General features: G+C 44.9%; 22 protein-coding genes. 13 read left to right on the top strand and 9 right to left on the bottom strand.

Going from position 1 to position 23519, the window contains the following annotated elements; translation table 11 throughout:
• The first annotated feature begins 163 nt into the window (after positions 1–163).
• The 4 genes from ACMXYV_RS14895 to ACMXYV_RS14910 all read left to right on the top strand — a co-directional run bounded on the left by ACMXYV_RS14895 (position 164) and on the right by ACMXYV_RS14910 (position 4407).
• On the top strand, positions 164–1459 hold the full coding sequence (locus ACMXYV_RS14895; RefSeq protein WP_415889243.1) for a PqiA/YebS family transporter subunit: 1296 nt from the start codon (positions 164–166) through the stop codon (positions 1457–1459).
• 2 nt (positions 1460–1461) lie between these two features.
• A complete protein-coding gene (pqiB, locus tag ACMXYV_RS14900; RefSeq protein ID WP_415889244.1) occupies positions 1462–3108 on the top strand; it encodes an intermembrane transport protein PqiB in 1647 nt (548 codons plus the stop codon).
• On the top strand, positions 3101–3697 hold the full coding sequence (locus ACMXYV_RS14905; RefSeq protein WP_415889245.1) for a membrane integrity-associated transporter subunit PqiC: 597 nt from the start codon (positions 3101–3103) through the stop codon (positions 3695–3697). Before pqiB ends, ACMXYV_RS14905 begins: the two co-directional genes overlap by 8 nt.
• A gap of 164 nt (positions 3698–3861) precedes the next feature.
• Positions 3862–4407 (top strand): hypothetical protein, encoded by a 546-nt coding sequence (locus tag ACMXYV_RS14910; RefSeq protein ID WP_415889246.1) that lies wholly within the window; start codon positions 3862–3864, stop codon positions 4405–4407.
• 40 nt (positions 4408–4447) lie between these two features.
• Here the strand turns inward: ACMXYV_RS14910 and ACMXYV_RS14915 are convergent, their stop codons facing one another.
• The 4 genes from ACMXYV_RS14915 to ACMXYV_RS14930 form a co-directional block, all read right to left on the bottom strand.
• A complete protein-coding gene (locus ACMXYV_RS14915) occupies positions 4448–4807 on the bottom strand; it encodes a hypothetical protein (protein WP_415889247.1) in 360 nt (119 codons plus the stop codon).
• 149 nt (positions 4808–4956) lie between these two features.
• Positions 4957–6108, bottom strand: coding sequence for a diguanylate cyclase (locus tag ACMXYV_RS14920; RefSeq protein WP_415889248.1), 1152 nt, complete (start codon positions 6106–6108; stop codon positions 4957–4959).
• Positions 6109–6271: 163 nt separating this feature from the next.
• Entirely contained in the window at positions 6272–8296 is a 2025-nt protein-coding gene (locus ACMXYV_RS14925) for an FAD-dependent oxidoreductase (protein ID WP_415891455.1), read from the bottom strand.
• A gap of 60 nt (positions 8297–8356) precedes the next feature.
• Entirely contained in the window at positions 8357–9202 is an 846-nt protein-coding gene (locus ACMXYV_RS14930) for a crotonase/enoyl-CoA hydratase family protein (RefSeq protein ID WP_415889249.1), read from the bottom strand.
• A 122-nt stretch (positions 9203–9324) separates the two neighbouring features.
• Here ACMXYV_RS14930 and ACMXYV_RS14935 point away from each other — a divergent pair, with 122 nt between their 5' ends.
• The 6 genes from ACMXYV_RS14935 to ACMXYV_RS14960 all read left to right on the top strand — a co-directional run bounded on the left by ACMXYV_RS14935 (position 9325) and on the right by ACMXYV_RS14960 (position 15938).
• Positions 9325–9930, top strand: a complete 606-nt coding sequence (locus ACMXYV_RS14935) for a TetR/AcrR family transcriptional regulator (protein WP_415889250.1) — start codon at positions 9325–9327, stop codon at positions 9928–9930.
• A gap of 14 nt (positions 9931–9944) precedes the next feature.
• Positions 9945–10712, top strand: a complete 768-nt coding sequence (locus ACMXYV_RS14940) for an alpha/beta fold hydrolase (RefSeq protein ID WP_415889251.1) — start codon at positions 9945–9947, stop codon at positions 10710–10712.
• A gap of 83 nt (positions 10713–10795) precedes the next feature.
• The gene (locus ACMXYV_RS14945; protein ID WP_415889252.1) at positions 10796–11461 is read left to right on the top strand and encodes a YkgJ family cysteine cluster protein; all 666 of its coding nucleotides are present in this window, start codon (positions 10796–10798) and stop codon (positions 11459–11461) included.
• 164 nt (positions 11462–11625) lie between these two features.
• Positions 11626–13731 carry a TonB-dependent receptor gene (locus ACMXYV_RS14950; RefSeq protein ID WP_415889253.1) on the top strand — a complete coding sequence of 702 codons (2106 nt, stop codon included), beginning with the start codon at positions 11626–11628 and terminating at the stop codon, positions 13729–13731.
• A gap of 11 nt (positions 13732–13742) precedes the next feature.
• Positions 13743–15161: a PepSY domain-containing protein gene (locus ACMXYV_RS14955; RefSeq protein WP_415889254.1), complete on the top strand. Its 1419-nt coding sequence runs from the start codon at positions 13743–13745 to the stop codon at positions 15159–15161.
• 171 nt (positions 15162–15332) lie between these two features.
• On the top strand, positions 15333–15938 hold the full coding sequence (locus ACMXYV_RS14960; protein ID WP_415889255.1) for a YceI family protein: 606 nt from the start codon (positions 15333–15335) through the stop codon (positions 15936–15938).
• Between the two features lie 45 nt (positions 15939–15983).
• Here the strand turns inward: ACMXYV_RS14960 and ACMXYV_RS14965 are convergent, their stop codons facing one another.
• From ACMXYV_RS14965 to ACMXYV_RS14980, 4 genes are all read right to left on the bottom strand, one after another.
• Entirely contained in the window at positions 15984–16754 is a 771-nt protein-coding gene (locus ACMXYV_RS14965; protein ID WP_415889256.1) for a metal ABC transporter permease, read from the bottom strand.
• A complete protein-coding gene (locus tag ACMXYV_RS14970) occupies positions 16754–17653 on the bottom strand; it encodes a metal ABC transporter substrate-binding protein (RefSeq protein WP_415889257.1) in 900 nt (299 codons plus the stop codon). Before ACMXYV_RS14970 ends, ACMXYV_RS14965 begins: the two co-directional genes overlap by 1 nt.
• Positions 17634–18743: a hypothetical protein gene (locus tag ACMXYV_RS14975; protein WP_415889258.1), complete on the bottom strand. Its 1110-nt coding sequence runs from the start codon at positions 18741–18743 to the stop codon at positions 17634–17636. The genes ACMXYV_RS14970 and ACMXYV_RS14975 overlap by 20 nt, the downstream gene beginning before the upstream one ends.
• 115 nt (positions 18744–18858) lie before the next feature.
• A complete protein-coding gene (locus ACMXYV_RS14980; protein ID WP_415889259.1) occupies positions 18859–19512 on the bottom strand; it encodes a DUF1826 domain-containing protein in 654 nt (217 codons plus the stop codon).
• A gap of 151 nt (positions 19513–19663) precedes the next feature.
• Here ACMXYV_RS14980 and ACMXYV_RS14985 point away from each other — a divergent pair, with 151 nt between their 5' ends.
• Positions 19664–20836, top strand: coding sequence for a PilT/PilU family type 4a pilus ATPase (locus ACMXYV_RS14985; RefSeq protein ID WP_415889260.1), 1173 nt, complete (start codon positions 19664–19666; stop codon positions 20834–20836).
• Positions 20837–20926: 90 nt separating this feature from the next.
• Here ACMXYV_RS14985 and ACMXYV_RS14990 read toward each other — a convergent pair whose 3' ends face one another.
• Positions 20927–22219 (bottom strand): hypothetical protein, encoded by a 1293-nt coding sequence (locus tag ACMXYV_RS14990; RefSeq protein WP_415889261.1) that lies wholly within the window; start codon positions 22217–22219, stop codon positions 20927–20929.
• 123 nt (positions 22220–22342) lie between these two features.
• Here ACMXYV_RS14990 and ACMXYV_RS14995 point away from each other — a divergent pair, with 123 nt between their 5' ends.
• Both ACMXYV_RS14995 and ACMXYV_RS15000 read left to right on the top strand, forming a co-directional pair.
• A complete protein-coding gene (locus ACMXYV_RS14995; RefSeq protein WP_415889262.1) occupies positions 22343–22774 on the top strand; it encodes a hypothetical protein in 432 nt (143 codons plus the stop codon).
• 4 nt (positions 22775–22778) lie between these two features.
• The gene (locus ACMXYV_RS15000; RefSeq protein WP_415889263.1) at positions 22779–23162 is read left to right on the top strand and encodes a hypothetical protein; all 384 of its coding nucleotides are present in this window, start codon (positions 22779–22781) and stop codon (positions 23160–23162) included.
• Positions 23163–23519: the final 357 nt, after the last annotated feature.

The following is a 23519-nucleotide window of genomic DNA, read 5'->3' on the forward strand; positions in this document are numbered from 1 at the left end:
CTTCAGGAAAAGTTCATTCAATCCCTTTAAGATTAGCTAGCTCTGCCCATTCCTACCAATCTGAACCGATTAGCGCCAAATTTATGAAGATATTAGGAAATTCGCAGATGAAAGCGTTTAGGGTAAAATCAAAGAAACCATCAGATTGAGCTGATAATTTTCAATGTCCTTAGAAAAAGTTGCCTGCCACTGCTGCGACCTGATTCAGGAGATCCCTGATCTATCACCCGGGTTAAAAGCACACTGCCGACGTTGTGGGCATCAACTGACAGCGAAAGTACCCAACAGTATTGATCGTGCTATTGCGTTTGCCATTAGCGCACTGATCTTTCTATTTCTATCGCTGCCATTTCCATTTTTAGCCTTTCAATCCCAAGGACGCGAGCAGGAAGTCTCTCTAGCACAGAGCGGGTTCGACCTACTTCAGTTAGGCTTCCCCATACTGGCCTTATTACTACTCTGTTTTATTATTTTGGTTCCTGCCCTGCTGCTGAGTGCTTACTTGGCCATTCTGCTTCCGTTAAAATTCAATCATAGTCGGCGTTGGATGTATCAAGTCACGCGGCTACTGTTTACTTTGCATCCTTGGGGCATGGCGGAAGTTTTTCTTATCGGCGTGTTGGTGAGTTTGGTTAAAATCGCAGGGATGGCCGACTTAGTCATAGGAATGTCATTCTGGGCTTATGTGCTCTTTGCAATCTGTCTAATCGCAACGATCACCTCCGTCGACAAATTGCAGTTGTGGCATCAACTAGATCATTGCGCCGGGATTGAACGCAAAAAAGTAAAAGTGTCAGAAGGCAGTGCCTTAAAGCAAGACATGATCAGTTGCCATCATTGTGATCTGCTCCACCCTGCTGATGAACAAAATTGCCGACGCTGTGAAAGTAAACTGCATCCACGCATCCCCTACAGCATGCAGAAAACCTGGGCATACCTAATTACTGCCGTGATTCTCTATCTACCGGCGAACATCTATCCGATCATGAATACCACCCTATTAGGTTCGGAAGATCCCAGCACTATTATGGGCGGTGTGGTTTTGCTCTGGCAGCATGGTTCTTATCCAATCGCACTAGTAGTCTTTATCGCCAGTGTTTTGGTTCCGATTGCTAAAATGCTAATGATCTTTTGGCTGGCTTATAGTGTCCAAGCGGGACATCAGCACAAATTAACTGAACGGATGTGGATGTATCGCATCACTGAACTGATTGGACGCTGGTCGATGATCGATGTCTTTGTCGTCGCGGTATTAGTTGCACTGGTGCAGTTGGGCGGGCTAGTCAGCATTCAACCTGGTATAGCCACCATCGCCTTCGCCAGCGTAGTGATTTTAACTATGTTATCGGCGATCAGCTTTGACCCCCGCTTAATATGGGATAACCTGAGCGCCACAGAAATACGCGCCATCAATCATGGACAAGAACCTCTGACCGACTTAATGGACGACGCAACTTAATTATGTCTACTTCAAAAACAGACCCTACCCCAGTTATCAGCGCTAAACGCACTATTTCCAGCATCTGGATATTGCCTCTCATCGCTTTGCTTCTGGGCGGTTGGATGATCTATCAGGACTGGGCTAACCGTGGTCAATTGGTCAGTATTACCTTTATTACTGCTGATGGCATAGAAGCAGGTAAAACCAAGATTAAGGTTAGAAGTGTCGAGGTGGGTAAGGTCGAATCGGTCCAACTCAATTACGCCGATGGCAACGTTTTAGTTAAAGCACGAATAGAACCCGAAGCTGAAACACTCCTCCTAAACAACACCCGTTTTTGGGTGGTTCGCCCCCGTGTAGGCACAGGTGGAGTGAGTGGACTGGGTACATTGCTATCGGGCGCTTATATAGAGATGAGCCCCGGTGAAGGGAAACAGAAATCAACAAAATACACAGGCTTAGAAGAGCCGCCTGTCACCTCAGCCTCAGAACCAGGCTTAAGACTACAATTGATCAGTGATAATGCTCACTCTCTCAGCGTGGGTGATACGGTGATCTACCGTGGTTTCCCGGTCGGTCGTATTGAGCAACTAACCTTCGACACTCAGGCCAAACAAGCGGTATACGATCTATTTATCCAAGCACCTTATGATCAACTCGTGACAACAGATAGCCGTTTCTGGAATATGAGTGGTATCAACCTTAACCTCTCAGCTGACGGCGTGAATGTACAAACCGGTACATTAGATACCCTGCTAGCAGGTGGAGTGACATTTGATGTGATTGATGGTGATAGCAAAGGCCAAGCGGCAGCTGATGGTGATCGTTATCAACTGTACCCAGATTTCGAGAGCGTCAAAGAGCAGCCTTATGCCTTTTACAATGAATACCTACTGCTATTCGATCAAACCGTACGCGGGCTTGTTCCCGGCGCACCTGTCGAGTTTCGCGGAGTACGTATAGGCACGGTTGAACGTATTCCTTTCCAGATTTCTGAAATAACGGGTGAATCTGACCCGCGCATTCCGGTGATTATTCGTCTAGAACCGGGACGTTTAGGTTATGACGATCAAGAAGAAGTACTGCATAACGCCCATGAAAAACTACGTTTTTGGATACAACAAGGTATGCGAGCAAGCCTCAAATCCGGCAACCTGATTACGGGCAGTCTATTTGTCGATTTTGACCTCTACCCCGAAGAGCAAGCAGCGAACCTTATTGAGTTTGATGGTTACCCTGTAATTCCAACCGTATCAGGTGGCTTTGCACAACTAGAGAACAAACTCAGCGCCGTACTCAGCAAGATCGAACAGCTAGAGGTTGAACCACTCATATCTCAATTAGATTCAACGCTGAACACTTCTGAAAAAGCAATAAAACAGCTAAATCGTACACTGAAAGAGATCGAATCTTTGGCGCGTAATAACAATACTCAAGCTCTGCCAGAAGAGTTAAAAGCGACCTTAAAAGAAGTTCGTTTGGCAGCCAAAGGCATCGCCCCTCAAAGCGAACTCTACCAAGAGATGAATCGATCATTAGATACGCTGCAACAAACACTAAAACAGCTTCAACCGGTACTCAAAACACTGGATGAAAAACCTAATGCGCTGATTTTTGATGCTCCAAAAAGCGTGGACCCAATCCCAGGAGGCCAACCTAATGAATAAAACCATCAACATTTTTGGCTGCCTGATGCTGCTGGGTGTTTTAGGCGGTTGCGCATCCCAAAACAGCAATCCGCAGAGTCAGTACTACCTTCTTAGCAGCGATAGTCAGAGCTATGTAAAAGAAACCTATCAACAAGTCATTGGGATTAAACCCGTTAAAGTGGCCCCATATATCAATACACCAGGGATTGCTCTGCTCACTCGAGAAAACCATATTCGCATTGCCAATCAACACCTTTGGGCGGAACAACCCGATCAAGCGATTACCCGCGTATTACATAATGAGTTGGATCAACGTCTAAGTAATAGCCGTGTTGATGATGGTTCCCTTGGTCGCAACAGTGATTGGAACTACAGCATTGCCACCCAAATAGATCAGTTTCATGGCACAGAAAGCGGTGAAGCAGTTTTAAGCGGGCACTGGCAAATCAAACAAGATGAGCAAGTAATCAGCACGTACCGCTTTAATCTAAAACAGCCGCTGGAAAAACCCGGTTATAGCGCGTTGGTCAGAAAACTACAGTATTTATTATCGAACCTTGCTGAGCAGCAAGCCGCTTATTTACAGCAGCATCTAGCGAAACGTTAGTTGATAAAATGACATGCTTAAATAATCGCGACATAAATTATGAATAAGCTTCACAACACGGGAACCAATTCTCAGCTATAATGACTAACTCTGTACGTAGTTTGCTTTCAGAGCATTTGTTTTAAGATCATTTGTATTAAGAACAAAGAAATTTGGTCAGCATTATGGAAAACAACATATCAGCCTTAGGCACTGCACAATCGCTTATCTCTCCAAGAGGAGCGGGCCCAGAATCTACTGCTCAATCAGCGGGTAACGGTTTAGCCGTGAATGCTCCGTTGGGTACTGAGCCGGGTGGTCAGGTGCAACTTAATCAAGACTTGGCGCAAACAAGCCAAGTCCAAAATGTTGATAACGGCCTAGAAACACGAACGAACCGTACGAATAATGCCGAACCTGCCATTGACCAAGCAGCCCAACAGCAGCAGATCGAAAGCTTTTTGGCAGAACAAACCGGTGAAGATGTTGAGAGTTTCCGGGGCATCGATATTCAGTCTGCGCTAGACCTGCAAGAAGGCCTACGTAACCGCCCTGCTGACAATGCAGAACCTGAATTGTCAGCAGCACCAGCTGAAAATTCGCCAGAACCTCAAGATGCTAATGAGCAGCAAGATCAGGAACTGCAACAGCGTTTGCAAGCTCGTCTGGCCGATCAGATTCCAAATGATCCAGGTACAGAGTTTCCTCAGTTGATCGAGACCGTGGCTTAAATATTAAGACTCGGTTATTAGATATAAAAAAGCAGCCTGATTAGGCTGCTTTTTTATTGAAGTCACTGAGTACAAACTTAGATTTCTCTGTCACTTGCTCCTCTAACATTTCAATAGATCGGTTATGTAATTCAAATAACTCAATCTCATTTTTACGATAACAAAATTTGAACATCCCCTGTTCAAATGACAACTCTGCTGTATATCGATCTTCACTATCCATCCCAGAAAAGACTGGACCAGCTGAAAGCGTCTCTAACTTCAACTGCTCAGTGAGCTCCAGGTATAAATTGTTCTTTTCCCAACTTTTGAAATACGTTTCTTTAGAGTAAGCATCAATTAAGATCATCCCTGCAAACAGAAGAGCTGCAACAATCAAAGCAGCTATTGTTAAATACATCCCCAAAATTCAGTACCAATACCTGTTATCGTTACTAACGATTTAGTCCCTATCTTTGAACGAGAAGCGGCGTCTAATATGTAATCGAATTAACCAAAAGACAAGAAATAATAGAGCGAATCGCTCGGTTTCCCCCTGGATTCACACGCTTAAACAGGCTCTGAAACCACACAATCACGACCAGATTCTTTCGCCTCATAAAGGTATTGGTCTGCGCGGTTTAACACCGAGATCATCGACTCTTCATAGCCTCGCATAGCAATACCTACGCTAACTGTGAGATCAATTTCTTCTGTTAGATCCAGAGCATTAATATGAGCCCTCAACCGTTCAGCAAGGCGTTGCACTGATCCAAATTCATGAGCTAATGTCAGAATAACAAACTCTTCACCACCGTAACGAACACACAGATCTTCTGGGCGAGTATGTTCGAGTAAAACGTTTCCTACTTCATGCAGAACCTCGTCGCCAAAACGATGACCAAAGCTGTCGTTAATCTGTTTAAAGCGATCTATATCCAAAAACAAAACATAGAGATGGTTATTTTCATTGCGCTGATCCTGACTGATAAAACTGCCGCCTGATTCGTTAAGATAACGACGACTGTAGAGACCTGTTAAAGCGTCTTTGATAGCCATATCCCGAATAAGGATAGTGCTGCGTTTCGCCCACATTACCGATACAATTGCCATCACTAAGAAAGCAGCAACAATTAGTTCGATTGATTGGATAAATAAGTGATTGTTCTTAGCCTCAACCTCATCCAAGTAGACTCCTGTACCTACCACCCAATCCCAAGGCTCAAACAAGGCGACATAGGAAACCTTGTGAAAAACTTCCTGCTCCACACCCGGTTTAGTCCAGTAATAATCGACCCAACCACCACCTTTATGCGCTTCGCTAACAAACTCTGAAAATAGATGAAGGCCATTAATATCTTCAACCTGAGCGAGATTGATACCCATTAGGTCAGGCCGTTCAGGGTGCATCACCATATTGGCATGACTGTCATTCACCCAGTAATAACCATCATGAAAACTGCGAGAGGATTTCAATGCGTAGAGTGCTAGTTGTTGAGCTTCCGACTCCGTCATTTCAGAGGATAGGCTCAACTTATAGAATCCCTCTATCATAGAAACAGCAGACGTCGTTAAATCCCGACTTTCCTGCTTTTTTTCTTCATAGAAGGTATCGCTAAAAGCGCTATAGAAAAGATAGAAGAGCAACAACATGCTGATTAAGCTAAGCACACTCATCAAGCCAAATTGTTGCCCTATATGAGAACTTCGATAACCTTTCACTGCTTTACATCCAGAACAGTCAAAGTCCTTTTACTACGATCCTTAATATCATCATAAACCAATCAAAGGTTATGTGATTGATCCCCATCAAATGATGGCCGGTTATACCGACCACTAAGTTGGTTTGGCCTATTCCCTAGGTTATCGATTTGGAGCAGTTATATTAGATCTCTGAAGCCAGTGTTGTACCTTGGTTAATGGCACGTTTTGCATCCAGCTCAGCGGCCACGTCAGCACCACCAATCAGGTGGACTGGCTTGTTACCGATTTGATCTGCAAGTTCTCGGCAAGGCTCCTGCCCCGCACAAATAATGACGTTATCAACTTCTAGCAGCTGCGCTTCACCATCCACCAGCACATGCAAACCGGCATCATCAATTTTTTGGTATTCGCACTTATTCAACATACGTACACCTTTTTTAGCCAGATCCGCGCGATGAATCCACCCCGTGGTTTTGCCAAGTCCAGCACCCACCTTAGATTTTTTACGCTGTAACAAATAAACCTCTCGGGCTGCAGGTTCAAAACTTGGCTTCATACCTTTAATGCCTCCACGGGCACTTAGATCCATATCCACACCCCACTCCTGCATAAAAGCAGAGATATTCTGGCTGGTCGATTCACCCTGATGGATCAGATATTCCGAAATATCAAAGCCAATCCCACCGGCACCGATCACCGCCACCTTTTGGCCTACTTCAGCACCGCGCATCACATCGAGATAAGAGAGAACTTTAGCGTGTTCGACACCTTCTAATTCAGGTGTACGCGGCGAGATACCTGTCGCTAATACGACTTCATCGAAATCACCTTCTGACAACATTGCCGAATCAACGCGTGTATTGAGTTTAAGCTCAACGCCAGTAATCTCGACCTGTTTAGCAAAGTATCTCAGAGTCTCATAAAACTCCTCTTTACCCGGAATACGCTTGGCAATATTAAATTGCCCACCGACTTCAGAGCTAGCATCAAATAAGGTTACGTGGTGGCCACGCTTAGCTGCTGTTGTAGCAAAAGCTAAGCCTGCTGGGCCTGCACCCACCACAGCAAGTTTTTTAGGCTTTTCTGTAGGTGTAATCACGAGTTCGGTTTCATGACAAGCACGCGGGTTAACCAAACAACTGGTCAACTTGCCTACAAAGACATGATCTAAACAAGCTTGGTTACAACCAATGCAGGTATTAATCTCATCTGCGCGATCTTGCTCTGCCTTAACAACAAACTCTGGATCAGCCAAGAACGGACGTGCCATAGAGACCATATCGGCATCGCCTCTCGCTAGCACCTCCTCAGCAACATCCGGCATATTGATTCGGTTTGAAGTGATCACCGGCACACTTAGCGCTTCACGAACTTTCGCTGTTACCCAAGTAAACGCGGCACGCGGCACCTTGGTTGCGATGGTTGGGATACGCGCTTCATGCCAGCCAATACCGGTGTTGATGATAGTAGCACCTGCTTCTTCGATCGCTTTACCTAAAGCAATGATCTCATCATAGCTACTGCCATCTTCCACCAAGTCCAACATCGATAAGCGGTAGATAATAATAAAATCGGTGCCCACAGCTTCACGCACACGACGAACCACTTCCAGTGGAAAACGAATACGTTGCTCGTACTCACCGCCCCATTCATCATCACGCTTATTGGTTCTGCTGGCGATAAACTGATTCAGTAGATACCCTTCTGAACCCATGATCTCTACGCCGTCATAACCGGCTTCTTTCGCAAGCGATGCACAGCGCACAAAATCCTGAATCTGATTTTCGATATCAGATTCACTTAACTCTTTTGGCGGGAAAGGATTGATTGGTGCTTGAATAGCCGAAGGCGCAACCGGTTGCGGGTTATAAGCATAACGGCCCGTATGTAGAATCTGCATACAGATTTTACCATCTTCCTTATGTACGGCATCAGTTACCAGCCTATGGTTATCCACATCCTCTGCCGTAGCCAACTGTGCAGCATGACCATGAACTGCACCCTCTTTGTTCGGACCAATACCACCGGTCACGATCAAAGCGACACCACCGCGAGCACGCTCTGCATAAAAAGCAGCCATGCGTTCAAAACCATTTGGTGCTTCTTCTAAACCTAAGTGCATAGATCCCATTAGCACGCGGTTTTTTAATGTAGTAAAGCCTAAATCCAGTGGCTGTAATAGATGTGGATAAGGAGTTGTACTCATGGTCTTTTTACTCTTGTCGTGAGGGCTAACTAAAGTGCCCATCTATTATTCTTATCTTTATTATTTGCCGCTAAACGGCGCCGCTATTTTTCGTAGCGGTTTATATTCCGGTGCTTTTCCAGACATCTTGGCACTGAAGGTTTGCATCATATCCTCTGGTTGAAACATACCTGCTTGCCAAGTCGCCATATAACTCAGGCTGTCTTGAACACTATGATCCCGAGAATAATTGATCATCTGCTTAGATCCAGTCACCGCCAAAGGCGACTGCGCTGCGATCTGAGCGGCAATATCCATCACATCATCAAGCATAGCCTCTTGAGTCGGGTAAACACGGTTCACAAGCCCTGCTTTTAACGCTTCATCAGCACTCATTTTACGAGCCGTATAAGCCAACTCTCGCGCTAAGCCTGAAGGAATTAATTGAGGCAAACGCTGCAACGTGCCCAGATCTGCAGTCATGCCTAATTCGGTTTCTTTAACCGTAAAATAAGCCTCGGCGGTGCAGTAACGCATATCTGTCGCGCAAACCAGATCTAAAGCGCCGCCGATACAGCCGCCCTGTACTGCACTGATTACCGGCATGCGGATCTCTTCCAATAGGTTAAAACAGGTTTGTAGTTGCATCACCAAACGACGAACCGCTTCAGCACGTCGACCTGCTTCACCGTTAAACATCTGCGGATCAGGTTGAGTAAAAATCTCTAGGTCCATACCAGCAGAAAAGTGCTTTCCCTGAGAAGAGATAACTAAGACTCTCGCCTCGGCTTCTGTATCCAGTGCTCTTAATGCTTCTGGGAACTCCTGCCAAAAGGCTTTATTCATGGCATTACAAGCGTCAGGACGATTTAGCTGGAGGTGCGCAATCTGCTGATCAACCTGTAATGAAAAGGTCTGGTAGCTCATACATCGCTCTTATTTTTATGAATGAAAAATGATCTAGAAACCAAACTAGACACCGTCAAGATAAAACCAAGATAGCGCATCGATTTTGACACTGTCAAGATTGATTGCTAAATTCCTCAGCTATGACGAATTCAAAGAAGAACTATCACCACGGTGATTTAAGAGATTCATTGCTGAAAGCTGCGACCGATCTGATCGCTGAAGGCGGTGTGGATAACCTATCTATTCGCAAACTGGCGGATAAAGTCGGCGTTTCTCGTACAGCCCCTTATCACCACTTTAAAGACAAAAATGAGCTACTTTGTGCCATTGCTACACAAGGATTCCACCAGCAAGATCAGTTAGTTAAGTCGGTGACTGATTGCAAAAAAGATTTGTCTACAGTGGAGCTATTTGAGCATTACGTTCTAACTTATATCCGCTTTGCTGATGAAGAACGAGAAACCTACGATCTTATGTATGGTCGTGAAATTTGGAAAACGGGTGAGCCTACACCTGAGTTACAAACCATTTCCAAAAACAGTTTTCATATTTGGCTAGATTGGGTGAAAGAGCTTCAACAACAAAACCTGTTTGATCCTGAACAACCGAGTTTACGCATCGCTCAATCAAGCTGGGCCGCACTCCATGGTCTATGTCGGCTGTTCAACGATGGCATCTATATCAATCGTGAAGATATCAACGATATCGCTAAAAACACGGTCCGCATGATGATCAATCAACCCTAAGTAGGCTTAGAATTATGACCACTATCCAATTTAGTCACGCCAATGGCTTCCCGGGGAGTAGCTACCAATATTTATTTAACCAGCTGCCAGAATATCCTGTGAGCTATATCGAAAAAATGGGTCACGGTGACTACCCATTAGATGGTGATCTAACCAACTATGCCAAAGAGTTGATTGCAGATATTGAGCAAAATCAAGCTACACCGGTCATCGGTATGGGGCACTCTGCTGGCGCTGTGGTCACCTTAATTGCAGCTGGGCTTCGACCAGAGCTATTTCAACAGGTGATACTGCTTGATCCCGTACTATTTAACGGCCGCAAACGTTACCTGATAAAGCTGATAAAAAAGATGGGGTTGATAGATAAAGTATCTCCGGCACAGAGGGCTGCTAAACGTCGATCAAAATTTGATAGTCGTGAACAAGCTCGAGAATACTTCAGCCAGAAAAAGCTTTTCAAAACCTTCCATCCCGCGTGCTTTGATGACTACATCACTCATGGTCTAACTGAGACTGATAGCGGCGTCGAACTGAGCATCTCCCCAGAAATAGAAGCCGATATATTCCGCAATGTTCTTCTCAATGCGCCCAAGTGGCTAAAACAAGTTTCGGGCACGGTTATCTACGGTGAGCATAGCGATCTATTTGGTGCTGGGGATAAAAAGTGGTGGCAACGCAACTTCCCCAATATGGAGTTAGTCAGTTTTAACGGCGGTCATCTGTTCCCATTTGAGCATCCCGATGAAACTGTAGAGTTACTAAGGCCCCTATTAGCTAGGTAAACTTAACCAGAAAGAAGCTAAGGTTACTCCATCAAGTTAAGGTATACTGCAGGTAGATTTAAAGCCCAGTAAAGAGCCTATTCATGTCAGAGACAGATGTTTTTTTCTCTACCGCCGATGTCACTGGTGTTGCACAGAAGCTGCAACAAGTAACGGCTGAATATGAAGCGCTCTTTGGCAATCTAAGTAAGCAGATTTACACCTCAATAAATCACTTAGACAATCCATCTGATCAGATCGCCGTCACGCTGCAGTATGTGAATGATGCTAGCCAAGCATTTCGACAAAACTTTGGTGACAACTCCACGGTTGCTTGCAGCAAAGGCTGTCATCATTGTTGCAACTTCCCTATTCAAGTACCACAGCAAACCATCAGCGATATTAGCCACCATCTAAAAAGCACGCTACCGCCTACTGAACTGGCAGAACTAACAGATAAACTTGTGCAAAATATCGCTGCACGACAAGCGCCATTATTCAGAGCCCCTTGCCCCTTTTTAGACAAGGAAAATGCTTGCTCTATCTACCACCATCGCCCGCTTTCTTGTCGCTGGTTTAGCTCGCCAGATGCTCATGTTTGCGAACTGTCAGTACTAGATGGCCGCGATATACAACAACACCCTGTGCAATCACGCATCTATCAAGCAGCTTCTGATGCGCTGCTCGCTAAGCAAAAAACTCTCACTGGTTCTGACCAACAGTTGCCGTTTATTCCTACCCTGCTAGAAGCGCTTCAACCAACAAAGTAAACGCTCTAAAAAGCCCCTTTTAACTTGTAGTCAAACCTATAACCATCGTTTTTATAGCAAGACTTTAGCCCTGCGACAGTTTGCCTCAGCGACAATTAGTCACATTCTCAAGGCCCTTAGCGATCGTTACCATGCGCCAAATTTTTTAGCGTATGGACAGGGTTATGAAGTCACAATCACTCTCTATCAAGTTCCCCCTCAATACTTTAGCGGCTGCAGTCATTGCTGCTAGCATTCCACATACGGTATTTGCTGCTGATGAAGTCGCTTCAACTATGGTTGTGACTGCAAGCCGTGTTGATGAAGAGAGTAACTCACTACCTGTCAGCGTGAGTGCTGTTGATCATAAACAATTGCAACTGGATCAGGGTGCACATATTCAAGACAGCACCCGAATGATGGCAGGTGTGACAATCAACCAGCTATCTGGCAGTTCATCTCACAACACCGGTATCCGCATGCCATTAAACTACGATGGCTATTACCTGTTCCTACAAGACAGCATCCCTCTGCAATCCAGCGCATTCTTCAACCATAACGGTCTACGTTGGTCGAGCTTCAATACCAGTGCAGATCAAATCGAAGTACTTAAAGGTGCCGGTACAACTCTATACGGCTCTGGTGCAGTAGCAGCAACGATCAACGTATTAAGTGCAGAACCAACGTTCACACCTAAAGGCCACGTAAGCGTATTGGCTGGTGAAGACGATTACGCACAGATTAAAGTTCAACACAGTGACAAAATTGCTGAGGACCAAGCTTTTCTGATCTCAGCTTCAGCTTTCCAAGATAACGGCTGGCGCGACCATACTGCCCGTGACCGCCAAGAGATTTTGGCAAAGCACATTTGGGAAATCGATGAAGATACGGAGCTAAAAACACAGTTTCAGGTCTCAACGATGACCGATGAGATGGCGTCTTCCCTAGATGCCGCAGAACTTGCACAAGACCGCACCCAATCAGGTTTAAGCGACGCTGTTAAAGCCATTAATCCTGAACGAGATAGTGATTTTGCTCGCCTAAGTTTTGAGTTAACACATGCTCTAAATGATCAATTAACGCTGAGTTTTATCCCTTACGCTCGCTATAATTCTAATGATTACATTGCGACGTGGCGTTCATATACGCCTAAGACTGACAGCAACGTTACTAGTTTTGGCCTGTTAGCTAAAGGTAACTGGGCGCACGACAATGGCAACGAAACGATCTTTGGTGTGGATCTGGAACACTCTGAGTCGGAAACATTCAGCTACCAGCCAATTGATATTACCGTCTCAGGCGGTTGGGGGCCTCCAGTAAGCTACACTGCTGGATTTGAATACCGCGATCAGGATATTACTTACAAAAACGTCTCCCCTTACATCCAACATAACTTAATGCTGGGTGATGCTCTGACGGTACAGGCGGGTTTACGTTACGACTATAACCAGTACGAATTAGACAACCATCTAGCTGAAACCGATGATGATGGCTTCGGTAACCGCCAACTAGCTGACCGTAAGGACAAATTTACCAGTCTAAACCCTAAACTTGGCTTCCACTACGCGCTGAATGACAACAGCGGTATCTATGGCCGAGTTGCCCAAGCTAACCGTCTGCCAACCGCTTCTACAATGTATAACCTTAAGAGTGGTGATAGCGCCTCTCTCGTTGGAGGCGTTAAAGAGGAAACATCAACAACCGTTGAACTGGGTTACCGTTTACAGCGTGAGAATCTATCCCTTTCCGCTTCGATCTATCGCATGACGATCGACGACGCCATCGTATCAGCGGATGACAATAACGGAGACTCGTACCGCACTAATGCAGGTGAAACTCGCCATCAAGGTATCGAGCTTGAATTAGGTTATGTTTTCTCGCCTTCTTGGTCCACCAAGCTAGCACTTAGCCACTCCAAGCATGAGTTCATCGACTATGTAAACGACGGTACTAATTACTCTGGCAACGAGATCATGCGAGCCCCTCGCAATAAGGTCGGCGTAACGGTTAACTGGTCACCTGTATCTGTTCCGGGCTTAGTGACTCAGCTACAAGCCGACCATATTGGTTCCTACTGGAAAGACGATGCCAACTCCCTAAAAGCGCCCAGCTACACCCTGTTCAATCTAAAAGGTCAGTACGAGCTAACACCAGAGCTAATGCTGTTCGGCCGTGTAGATAACCTATTTGACCGCCAATACAACTACCAAACTGAATTTAGCTGGGGCAGCGAGAGCTTCTACCCTGGTGCAGGCCGCACCCTTAAAGCTGGCCTGAAATATAACTGGTAAGGTTCTTTAGAATGAAAGCAAAACTTTACCTTTGGCACCGGCGGCTCGCGCTGCTGGTGCTCGTGCCTTTACTACTGTTTGGACTAAGCGGCCTCCTTCATCCGGTGATGCGCTTAACTGCTCCCGAGATGGCACAGCATTTTTATCCACAACCGCAATGGCCAGCGAACCTGCCCAGCATTGAAACACTGATCAAAGACTCTGAACTAAATGCTGTAGCAGGTCTGCGCCCTGTTCAGGTTGATCAAAACTGGTATATCCAGAGTTGGGAAAACCGTTCTGAGCCATCACAGTTCTTAACCCTGAATGCTAAACCTGCGCAGGAGATAGAACTAGCCTACGCAGAACAGTTAGCACGCCATTACAGTGGAGAAGAGACTGCGGGAATAGAGCAGATAAAACTGATCTCGGAATTTAGTCACCAATACCCGTCAATCAACAGATTGTTACCCGTGTGGGAAGTAAAGTTCGAGCGCGATGATAACTTAAGTGTATTTGTGGATATCCGTCAGGACCGCCTTGCGACAATTACGGATGATTCTCGTCGCTTGTTTATGACCCTGTTCCACTTCCTTCATGTTTGGGCCTTTATCGATCAGGAAAACCCGCTTAGAACCGCCCTATTTATCAGCATGATGTTGATATCCACCTTTATCGGCATTAGCGGCCTGTACCTGTTTGCAGTATTGCCATTCAAACAGCGTAAGAATGCTCAGCTGAAGAAAATCCACGCTTGGACAGGTGTAGGTATATCAGTAGCACTGCTTATGTTTGTTATTAGCGGTATGGTCAGAACCATTGAGAAACTCGAGCCCGAAATTAGAGGCGTACCGCTCAATCAATCACTTGCGCTTTCAGATATTAGTTTTGGCTTAGCTAAAGTAAAGGCTCAATTCCCTAACAGCAGTAATGCCCAACTTCATGAACTTGACGGGCGCGCTGTATGGCAACTTCAGCAACCGAGACAGTCCAGTATATGGTTAGATGCGCGATCAGGTGAAAAACTACCCGAAGCAGCGTTCGACTTCGCCAAACAGCTAGTATCTAACACTCAAGGCCAGCAGCCAGAAGAGATAGACCAGCGTCTTGTTAATAGCTTTAAAGAAGACCATAGCTATGGATTCATTGATAAACGCCTACCGGTTGTCGCTATAGATTATGACGATAAGACTTATTACGTCGATACTCGAGACGCTGTGCTTTCTGTCAAAGTGGATAACGTAGATAAGGTATACAGCTGGATCTTTAGCTATCTACATAAATGGCACTTTGCAGATGGCCTGGGACGAGATGGTAGAGATGGAATTATAAGCCTGTTTATCTTGGCAATTTCTAGCACATCGCTATTGGGCTTTTACACCTGGCTTAAAGCTCGTCGAAAACGGTATATAAAGCAAAAGCAACGTAGCCGTTGCGCGGAAGTCGCTTAACTTTTTCAAGTTCCCTTCACAAAAACCAAAGGCAGCCAAGCGCTGCCTTTTTTATTTCCCATACTTACTTCTCAAGTAGCAAATCTCATAATCCAAAACACCAGAAAGAATTAATGATAATCGTTTTCATTTTTATTAACATATATAAAACTCAACATAGGATGTATAAAGATGAAGAAAACGCTATTCGCTGTAGCTACCCTACTCGCTGCAAATGTTGCTCACGCTAGCTGTGATTACACACCTGATAAGGAAGGTTTTAACTATAGCTTTACCGCTTACGGTGCTAAAGATAAGTCCTATGTTGTAACTCAGAACACCTTTAAAACGTACGAGCTAGCATCCGAAAGTGGCAAGCTGTTGGGCGCAACAATCGAGATCGACGCGACCTCTCTAGATACATCAAAAGATATGAATAACGGTGGCGGAGGCCTATGGCCTGAAAACCTTGCGCAAGTACGCAACGGTAACGTTGTGAATGGTCTATTTAACAACTTCGCGAACCCAGGCAAGATCAGCGGTAAAATTAGTGCGATCGATAAAGCTGCAGTTAGCCTAGACCTAACAATGAATGGCGAAACGCGCACAATCTCTATGCCATACAGTATTGCTGAAGGCTCACTCAGTGCTAAAGGCACTTTGGATATTCTAGATTTTAATGCTGCTGATGCCTTTAAAATGTTTTCCAACATCTGCCGCTCATGGCACAAAGGCAAGTCTTGGTCTGATGTAGATATTATGTTTAGCGTACCAGTAAAAGAAAACGGCTGCGGTTAAATCGCTAAGCCAATTAAAAAAACGGGCCTTTGAGGCCCGTTTTTTTTACGCTGAAACTTTCTGTTTTTGAAACTGAACCTGTATGACCAAGGCCAAAGTCAGGGTGAGAATCAGCGATAAAACGATGGTTGCGGCGGCGGGAAGGTCAAACGACCAAGCCAGCAACAATCCAGCCACAAAGCCAACTACACCAACAAGATAAGCCCAGCCGACAGATTTACCTCTTACTTGTGCTGCAAGCGCGGGTGCAATCAAGCAAGCAAATACCAGATAGATGCCCGCTTTCATAACCGACACTGTGATCGTTACAGCAAAAGCGATGTAGAAAAATCGCTCTAAACTCTGGGGCCTGAATAATGCCAACAGTTGAATGAGGATAGCCATAACGCCGAGAGGCACCAGATCAGCCCAAGTTAGCCAGAGAACATCACCGCTTAACGTACGCGTTAATGCCTGGCCTCCTTGGGGCTGGCCTGCTACCACCAACACCAACAGTGATGCGGAAGCCACATAGATCAAACCGATAAAAGCCTCACGCCAGTCTGGCAGATTTCGGTTGATCCAAGCCACCAATGCAACACCTAGAAGGGAAAAAAGTACTGCCATCAATGTTGATATTAGAGCTCCATGATCATGATCGATATCATGAAAGTGCCATTGCGTGGCTAAGATAGTGCCAAGAGCAGCTAACTGCGCAATGGCAAGGTCGATAAAGACAATCCCTCGTTTTAAGACCTGTCGCCCCAAAGGGACATGACTTGCCAAAATCAACAAGCCAGCCACCAACGCAGGCAAACCTATACTCAGCGCTTGCATTACTTCTGTACCGTTAATTGCTGCAGCAGATGATCAAACAGTTTAGTTAGATCAGACACTTCGCCTTTTAGATCAACCGTCGCCGGCAAATTAGCATGCGCCATACCGGTTTGCTCGGATAACCAACGCGCACCTTTATCGTTCTGGTACCAGTTGCTGATCACAAACTGCGGACGCTTCTGTTCGACAGTAGATACCAACGATTGCAGATGCGACATCGTTGGCGGCACACCCGGATTAGGCTCAAGATCAGCAACAACTCTGATCTCAGCCCAATTCAGCAAGTAGCTAAAGCTCGTATGCTGCACAACAACGGGCATACCTTTTAGTGGCTCAGCCATTGCTTTCCAACGAACGAGGTTTTCTTGCCAACGCACTTGCCAAGCTTCCAACGCCTGTTGGTACGACTCTTTGTTATCAGGGTCAATCTGCTGTAAGCGATTACTGATAACTGATGCTAGCTGTTGCAATCGTTCAGGGTCCAAATGAAAGTGAGGGTTACCTTCAGGATGAACATGCTCGGTACTGAAAAACTCTTTTTCATGTTTTTCAATCGTCTCTACATGCTCAGACAGGTAAAGCATGCCTACCGCACCTTCTGCCACTTTGCGGTTAGACGCACGCTTTTGTAGCGCAGGCATCCAGCCCTCTTCCAAGCTCGCACCACTACAAATAGCAATATCAGCTCTAGCCAACTTAGCAATAAGACTAGGTCTAGCCTCGATATAATGCGGGTCCTGATAGACATGAGTCGCGCTAAAGACTTTTGCCTCCGGAGCGAGTTGACGGCTTAACGCCGCCCACTCAGGCTCGCAGGCAAAAATCGTAAGCGCTTGCGCAGGTGTAACAACAGCTAACAGCGCAACTGCTGCAATTAGCTTAGAAGCTGTGTGCAGCATGCGCGCCAAATCCTACTTGGTATTGAAGCGTGATCGCGTTGTCTTCACCTTCCATGTTGTCAGCATCTTGGTGACGGTATTCTAGGCGTACTTTCTGAGTATGCGTTGGCGACCAACTAACCATCACTGCAGTTTCTTTCAGCTCAGAATCTTCCCACTCGTGTTCGCCATCGTGTTCATGCTCATGTGCAAGATCCACTTGACCGTGACGGATACCAGCCGCCCAGTTCTCATCAAACTGATAAACACCGGATAGGTACCAACCACTGAAGTCGTTTACTTCTGCACCATATAGATCATCTACATAGGCGTATTCAGCTGCAATTTTTAGCTGCTCTTGGCGGTTGTTACCGTTAGGCGACCATTTCCAAACTAGGTCAGCAATATAAAGGTGCTCACCTTGGTACTCTGCACCATGGGAATGAGCGTGACCTTCTTCATGATCATGATCCTCTTCCTCTTCGTGGTGTCCAGCTTCCTGTGTGCGGTTACGCATGTAACTTACACCCGCCTGCCAGCTTGAGTTGTTACCGAAATCATCACCAAACTCAGTAGACAGCGTCCAAGTACCGATAGTGTTAACTGATTTTTCTTCGCCTAACTCATCACCGCCAAATGCAGCTGCGCTTACACGCCAGTAACGATCTGTTGGGACAATCCAGCTCGCAGATACACCGTCATCGTAGTAGTGACCGCCAAGGAATGCTTTGTACATTAGAGGACGTTCGCTGAAGCTATCAGAGTGGCTATGATTAGCATTCAGATAACCGATATCTGCCAAGAAACGACCCGCTGTCAGGCTGATACCTGGTAGCGAAGTGCTTTGGATGTATAGCTCTTCAAGCTCAAGATCAGACTCTTCTTCATTCCACTCAGCAATCCAAGTCATTTGCGCTTTAGCAACATCACCAATATCTTGGCTTAGGCTAAGTTCACTGTGACTCAAACCAAAACCTTCAGTACGACCATTCAACGCCGTATCATCGGATTTGTGATAGACATCTAGAATGACACCAACTTCCAGCGCATGGCCCACAGAAGCCTGCATAGATAGCGCCGCCACAGCAAAAGCGAGTGCTTGTTTTTTCATTTTACACCTCAAAAAATTATGATATATCATAACAAACAGACCTAACCGCTCGTTATGTTTCAAATTAAATTAGAAGATTGATCGACCAGCTCAGAACCCAATTTCAGGCTGTGAACTATGCAAAATCCAAAGTAGCGACTAATCGACTTTGCCCAGAAGGAACCATTGGGGAGCGATGTACAACACCCTTTCCATCCAAGCCATACCACCCATCACCCTTGAGCAGTAACACATCACCTGCTTGCGCTTGATGTATCAGTTCTTCACTACCGTATAGGCCTGACTTTTCGTCAGACAAACCACCATTACCCGCACCTAATTTCGAGCGATCTAACAAAGGGTCTTCCAACCACTCAGTCCCTTGACCAGCGTAAGTACTTACCAAACGGCAACCTAACTTATCTGTATGGAAGCGAGGGCACATCGCACGGTCCAAAACCTGTAAGCGCAGACCCACTTCATCCAACTCAAACAAGCAAGCATACATGTCGATGATCAAAGCTAGATCTTCGATAAATTCAGACTTACCTGAGTGCTCTGGTAATAGATTATTTAAAACTGTTGATGGGGCATCGGCTTGAATAACAGCTCTGATATTTAGATACTCGGTTTGCAGCAACGCTTCGCAATAGCCCGCCACATCGAGCGCCAAGTCCCGTTGAAAATTACAGAGGTGTACATCTTGATCGTAAATCTGAGTTAAAACCTCAGGAGCAAGCCCTTGGACAAATCTCATATCTGGTTCAATTTCTAGAGCTTCCTGTGCCACAGCCCATACCTTCAATCAACAGTAAAGCGCAAAATGTTACCATATAACATAACCTAGAAAAAATATTTCAGGATGACGCTCTGTTTTTCTTCCACTAGACTTTGTTCAGTCTCCACATAAATCCTCCGTTCATTATAAGGATCAGACACCTATGGAATTTAAGGATTACCTTACGATTTTGGCGAAACGTGATGGCTCCGACCTCTATCTAACTACCGGCGCTCCACCCTGTGCAAAGTTTGAAGGTAAGTTAACGCCATTAAGTAAAGAACCTTATAAACCTGGTGAGATCGAAGAGATTGCGAATTCTTTAATGGATGAGCAGCAACGCGCTACCTTCGAAGAAGAGCTAGAGATGAACTTGGCTTATTCCATTCCTAAAGTGGCTCGTTACCGAATCAATATCTTTAAACAACGTAACCAATACTCGCTGGTTGCACGTAATATCAAAGCCGATATTCCCAAAATGGAAGACTTAGGCCTACCTCCTGTCCTTAAAGATGTGATTATGGAGAAACGCGGCTTAGTACTGTTTGTTGGCGCGACAGGTTCGGGTAAATCGACATCGCTTGCGGCACTGATTGATCACCGTAACCGTAATAGCGGCGGTCACATCATTACCATTGAAGACCCAATCGAGTTTGTCCACAACCACCGAAAATCACTGATTAACCAGCGTGAAGTCGGGGTTGATACCCGTAACTTCCATAGCGCTCTGAAAAACGCCCTGCGCCAAGCGCCAGATGTAATTTTGATCGGTGAGATCCGTGATCAGGAAACTATGGAACAGTGCCTGACCTACGCAGAAACAGGACACTTAGCGATATCCACACTGCATGCTAACAACGCTAACCAAGCGATTGATCGTATTATTAACTTCTTCCCGCAAGCTCGACATAAACAGATCTTCCACGACCTTGCGCTTAACTTAAAAGCCGTGGTTTCTCAGCGTCTGATCCCAACCATTGAAGGTAAACGCTGTGCTGCCATTGAGATACTTCTAGGTACTTCCAGTATCCAAGAACTGATAATGAAAGGTGATGTAAAAGGGATCAAAGAGGTAATGTCTAAAGGTTCTGATACCACCGGCATGCAAACCTTTGATGACTCCCTATTCAAGCTCTTTGACGAAGGTAAGATCACGCAAGACCAAGCTATTGTTAATGCCGACTCGGCAAACGATATGCGTCTTCGAATGAACCTTTCGGTGGTGGATGAAAAAGCAGAGACAAATGGCGATGATCCAGAACCAGAGAAACAATCCTTTGATGAAGATAATCCACTCGCAGGGATTAAGCTATTGGATGAAGACGAAGAGGTTTGATGAAAAATCGGCCTAGAGCGGAATAAGGCAGAGAAGACCAGCTAAAACCAGATTAAAGCCCCTTTTGGGGCTTTTCTGCATTACCGAGTCTTAGTTAAGGTAAATACATTCATCTTGCGTTTTTAACTCTTCAGGCACCTTAAAACAGAGCCACTTTCCTGACTCATCAAAGTAAGGCAAGGAGTTATCGTAGGGGTTTCGTTTGGACAGAGGTAAGGAACTCAGCTGGTTGTTATCTACTAACTCAGAGTAATTAATTGCTATATCAGATAGACGAATAATGAGATCCAGGTTGTTCATATCAACAGCTACCTTCAAAAACCTAGGTGTTGGCACAGCGTTCATAAATTCCCCTACTAAATTAGTAATACGCCACCATTTAAAAGTAGAATTTAAATTTGGTAAATTTCGATCCTGAACATACCTATTAATCGGCAACTCAGAATCTAAAACGGCATGCCTATACGATAAAGTTGCATCATTTGTGGTTAAATTCTTTTTGAAAAATAGAGAAACCTTCCAATAATCCTCATCGTCGTTCAGGCCTTCTGTGTAGGCGTTTTCTAACATCTGAGCGTTGTTAGCAATCTCACGAAACAGCACTTTCCTTAGGCTTGATTCTTCCCTTGTTTGCAAAGTAAAAAAACTATCAGGTAACTGCCGAAGTTCAGGGGTATTATTTCTATAGTTGTAAACTTGCCATCGATAGAAATCACGCAACACAATCTGAAACATCACTTTTAATATGAGATCATCTGTCTCGGTTGCTAATACCCTCAAAGCTTTAGCCTGCTGATCAATATCAGCAATAACTTCAGTATGATCTCCCTTCAAGCTACACTGAAACTCAAATCTATGACTCATCCCCGCTAACATTCCCAAAGCACGGAACTCTTCCAGCGTTTGAAAGTCAGTCATACTCCTATCGGAGGGGGATCTAATTTCTGTATTCCCAAGTACCCTTCTATAACTTCCAACTGAAACCTGATATTGCGTTAATAACGCATCCATCTCTGCGCAAGATTTATTCAACTTATTAAAACACGCTATTTGCTCAGCTTTTTCTCCACTGAACTTACATAAACGTGGTTCATCCTTTACTTTTGACCATTTAGTTTTCGGGTAGCCCTCATAGGCTTTGCGCTCTCCATTCGTATGGAGTTCGTTCATAGCGATAAACCGCTGCTTACCCACTTCAAAGCTATCATCCGCTTTTGCAGCGACCACTCCCATCAGATAAACATGGGCATTATCTTCGTAAGCGGGTAAAGGCCCTTGATCAGCTAGCGCTTCTTCTACCATTGGATGCAAAGCCGCATCACCGACGATGTTGAGATCAAAATCAAAATGAAACTGTGCAGCGAGAAAGAGCTCTGGAAGCATAAATCACATTTTCCTTGTGAATAAGAAACCGAACAAAAAGGTAAATTAGTGTGTAAAAACATCCTAACGTGGATAAGATGTTAACCGTATATACGGGATAAATCTTCTATTAAGGGCGTTTGTATGAACAAACTTGGATGTCTTTTACTTCTGGTTTTTTGCAACGCTGCAGTCGCCGAAATACAAACCCTAGAATCTAGCTACATCAGTAACTATGCCCACCAAGTCGAACCTATCTTGCTGGAAAATTATCGTAAGAATATGGCAGAAAAATCAGAACAAGCACAGATTGATGCCGCCAAGCGCATGGCTCCAAAACTAGCTAAGTGCCAGTTCCAATCAGTAGCCCACTATCCGAAAAAATACTGGGAACAAAGCATATATCCAATCACTAATGGCGAAGATTTAAAAACAACCGCGAATAAGCTAGAAACAATGATTTACCAAGATATAGCTTCGGGCGAGTTTAGCGAACAAGCTCTAATGCAAATGCTATCTAGTTCTCAAGATAATTTACAGAATTGCCTAATCAAAGACGCTTTAAACAAAGACTAATATCATGCTCAAAAAAATGTTTGTCGCTGATCTATATCTCAAAGTTAGAAAGAATCAGTTTGAAGTTAAAAATCTAACCGAAAACGGCGCTTGGAAAATCGCTACGCCAGAGCAGCCTTTCACCACGGACAGACTGTTAGTCGGCCAGTTCTCCGCCGCAGAGCCTGTGCTGAAAGAGCTCGTAAAAGATGTAATGCCCAGCGGCTTTATGAAAAAGAGCGCCCAAATAATTATCCACCCGATCGATATGGTTGAAGGCGGCCTTTGCGAAGTAGAAGAACGCATTTTTACGGAACTAGGATTATGTGCAGGTGCGTTTAAAGTTAAGCTGCATGTAGGTGAAGGGTTAACGGATGAAGAAGCTAGAAAGCTACTTCAAGTTGGTTGAGTGATCTCCTTCTCACTAAATAGCTTTTTATTATCTAATCTAACGTGGTCTATAAAGGCAGCTGTGCGCCAATAGAAGACATCCCAGCTTACTTGTATTGAGGGTTAATCTAAGAGATATTGAATATCAGGATGATTATAAGTAAATCTTACTGATATAAGGTTTTGCATCATGGAAAAATATTTTTACCTTATTGTTGGTGGTATTGTCTTACCTCCATTGTTGATAGGGGGCTATCTTCAATTGCTCTATTTGTTATTTTCGTACTTTCCGCAATTGTAGCCCCGCCGATTATATTTTTTGTGCTTTTAGTGGGAGCCTACTCTGGATCATCTAACGGTCCTTACGCGTTATCAA

The organism is Neptuniibacter sp. SY11_33, assembly GCF_047778025.1.
Classification (GTDB): domain Bacteria; phylum Pseudomonadota; class Gammaproteobacteria; order Pseudomonadales; family Balneatricaceae; genus Neptuniibacter.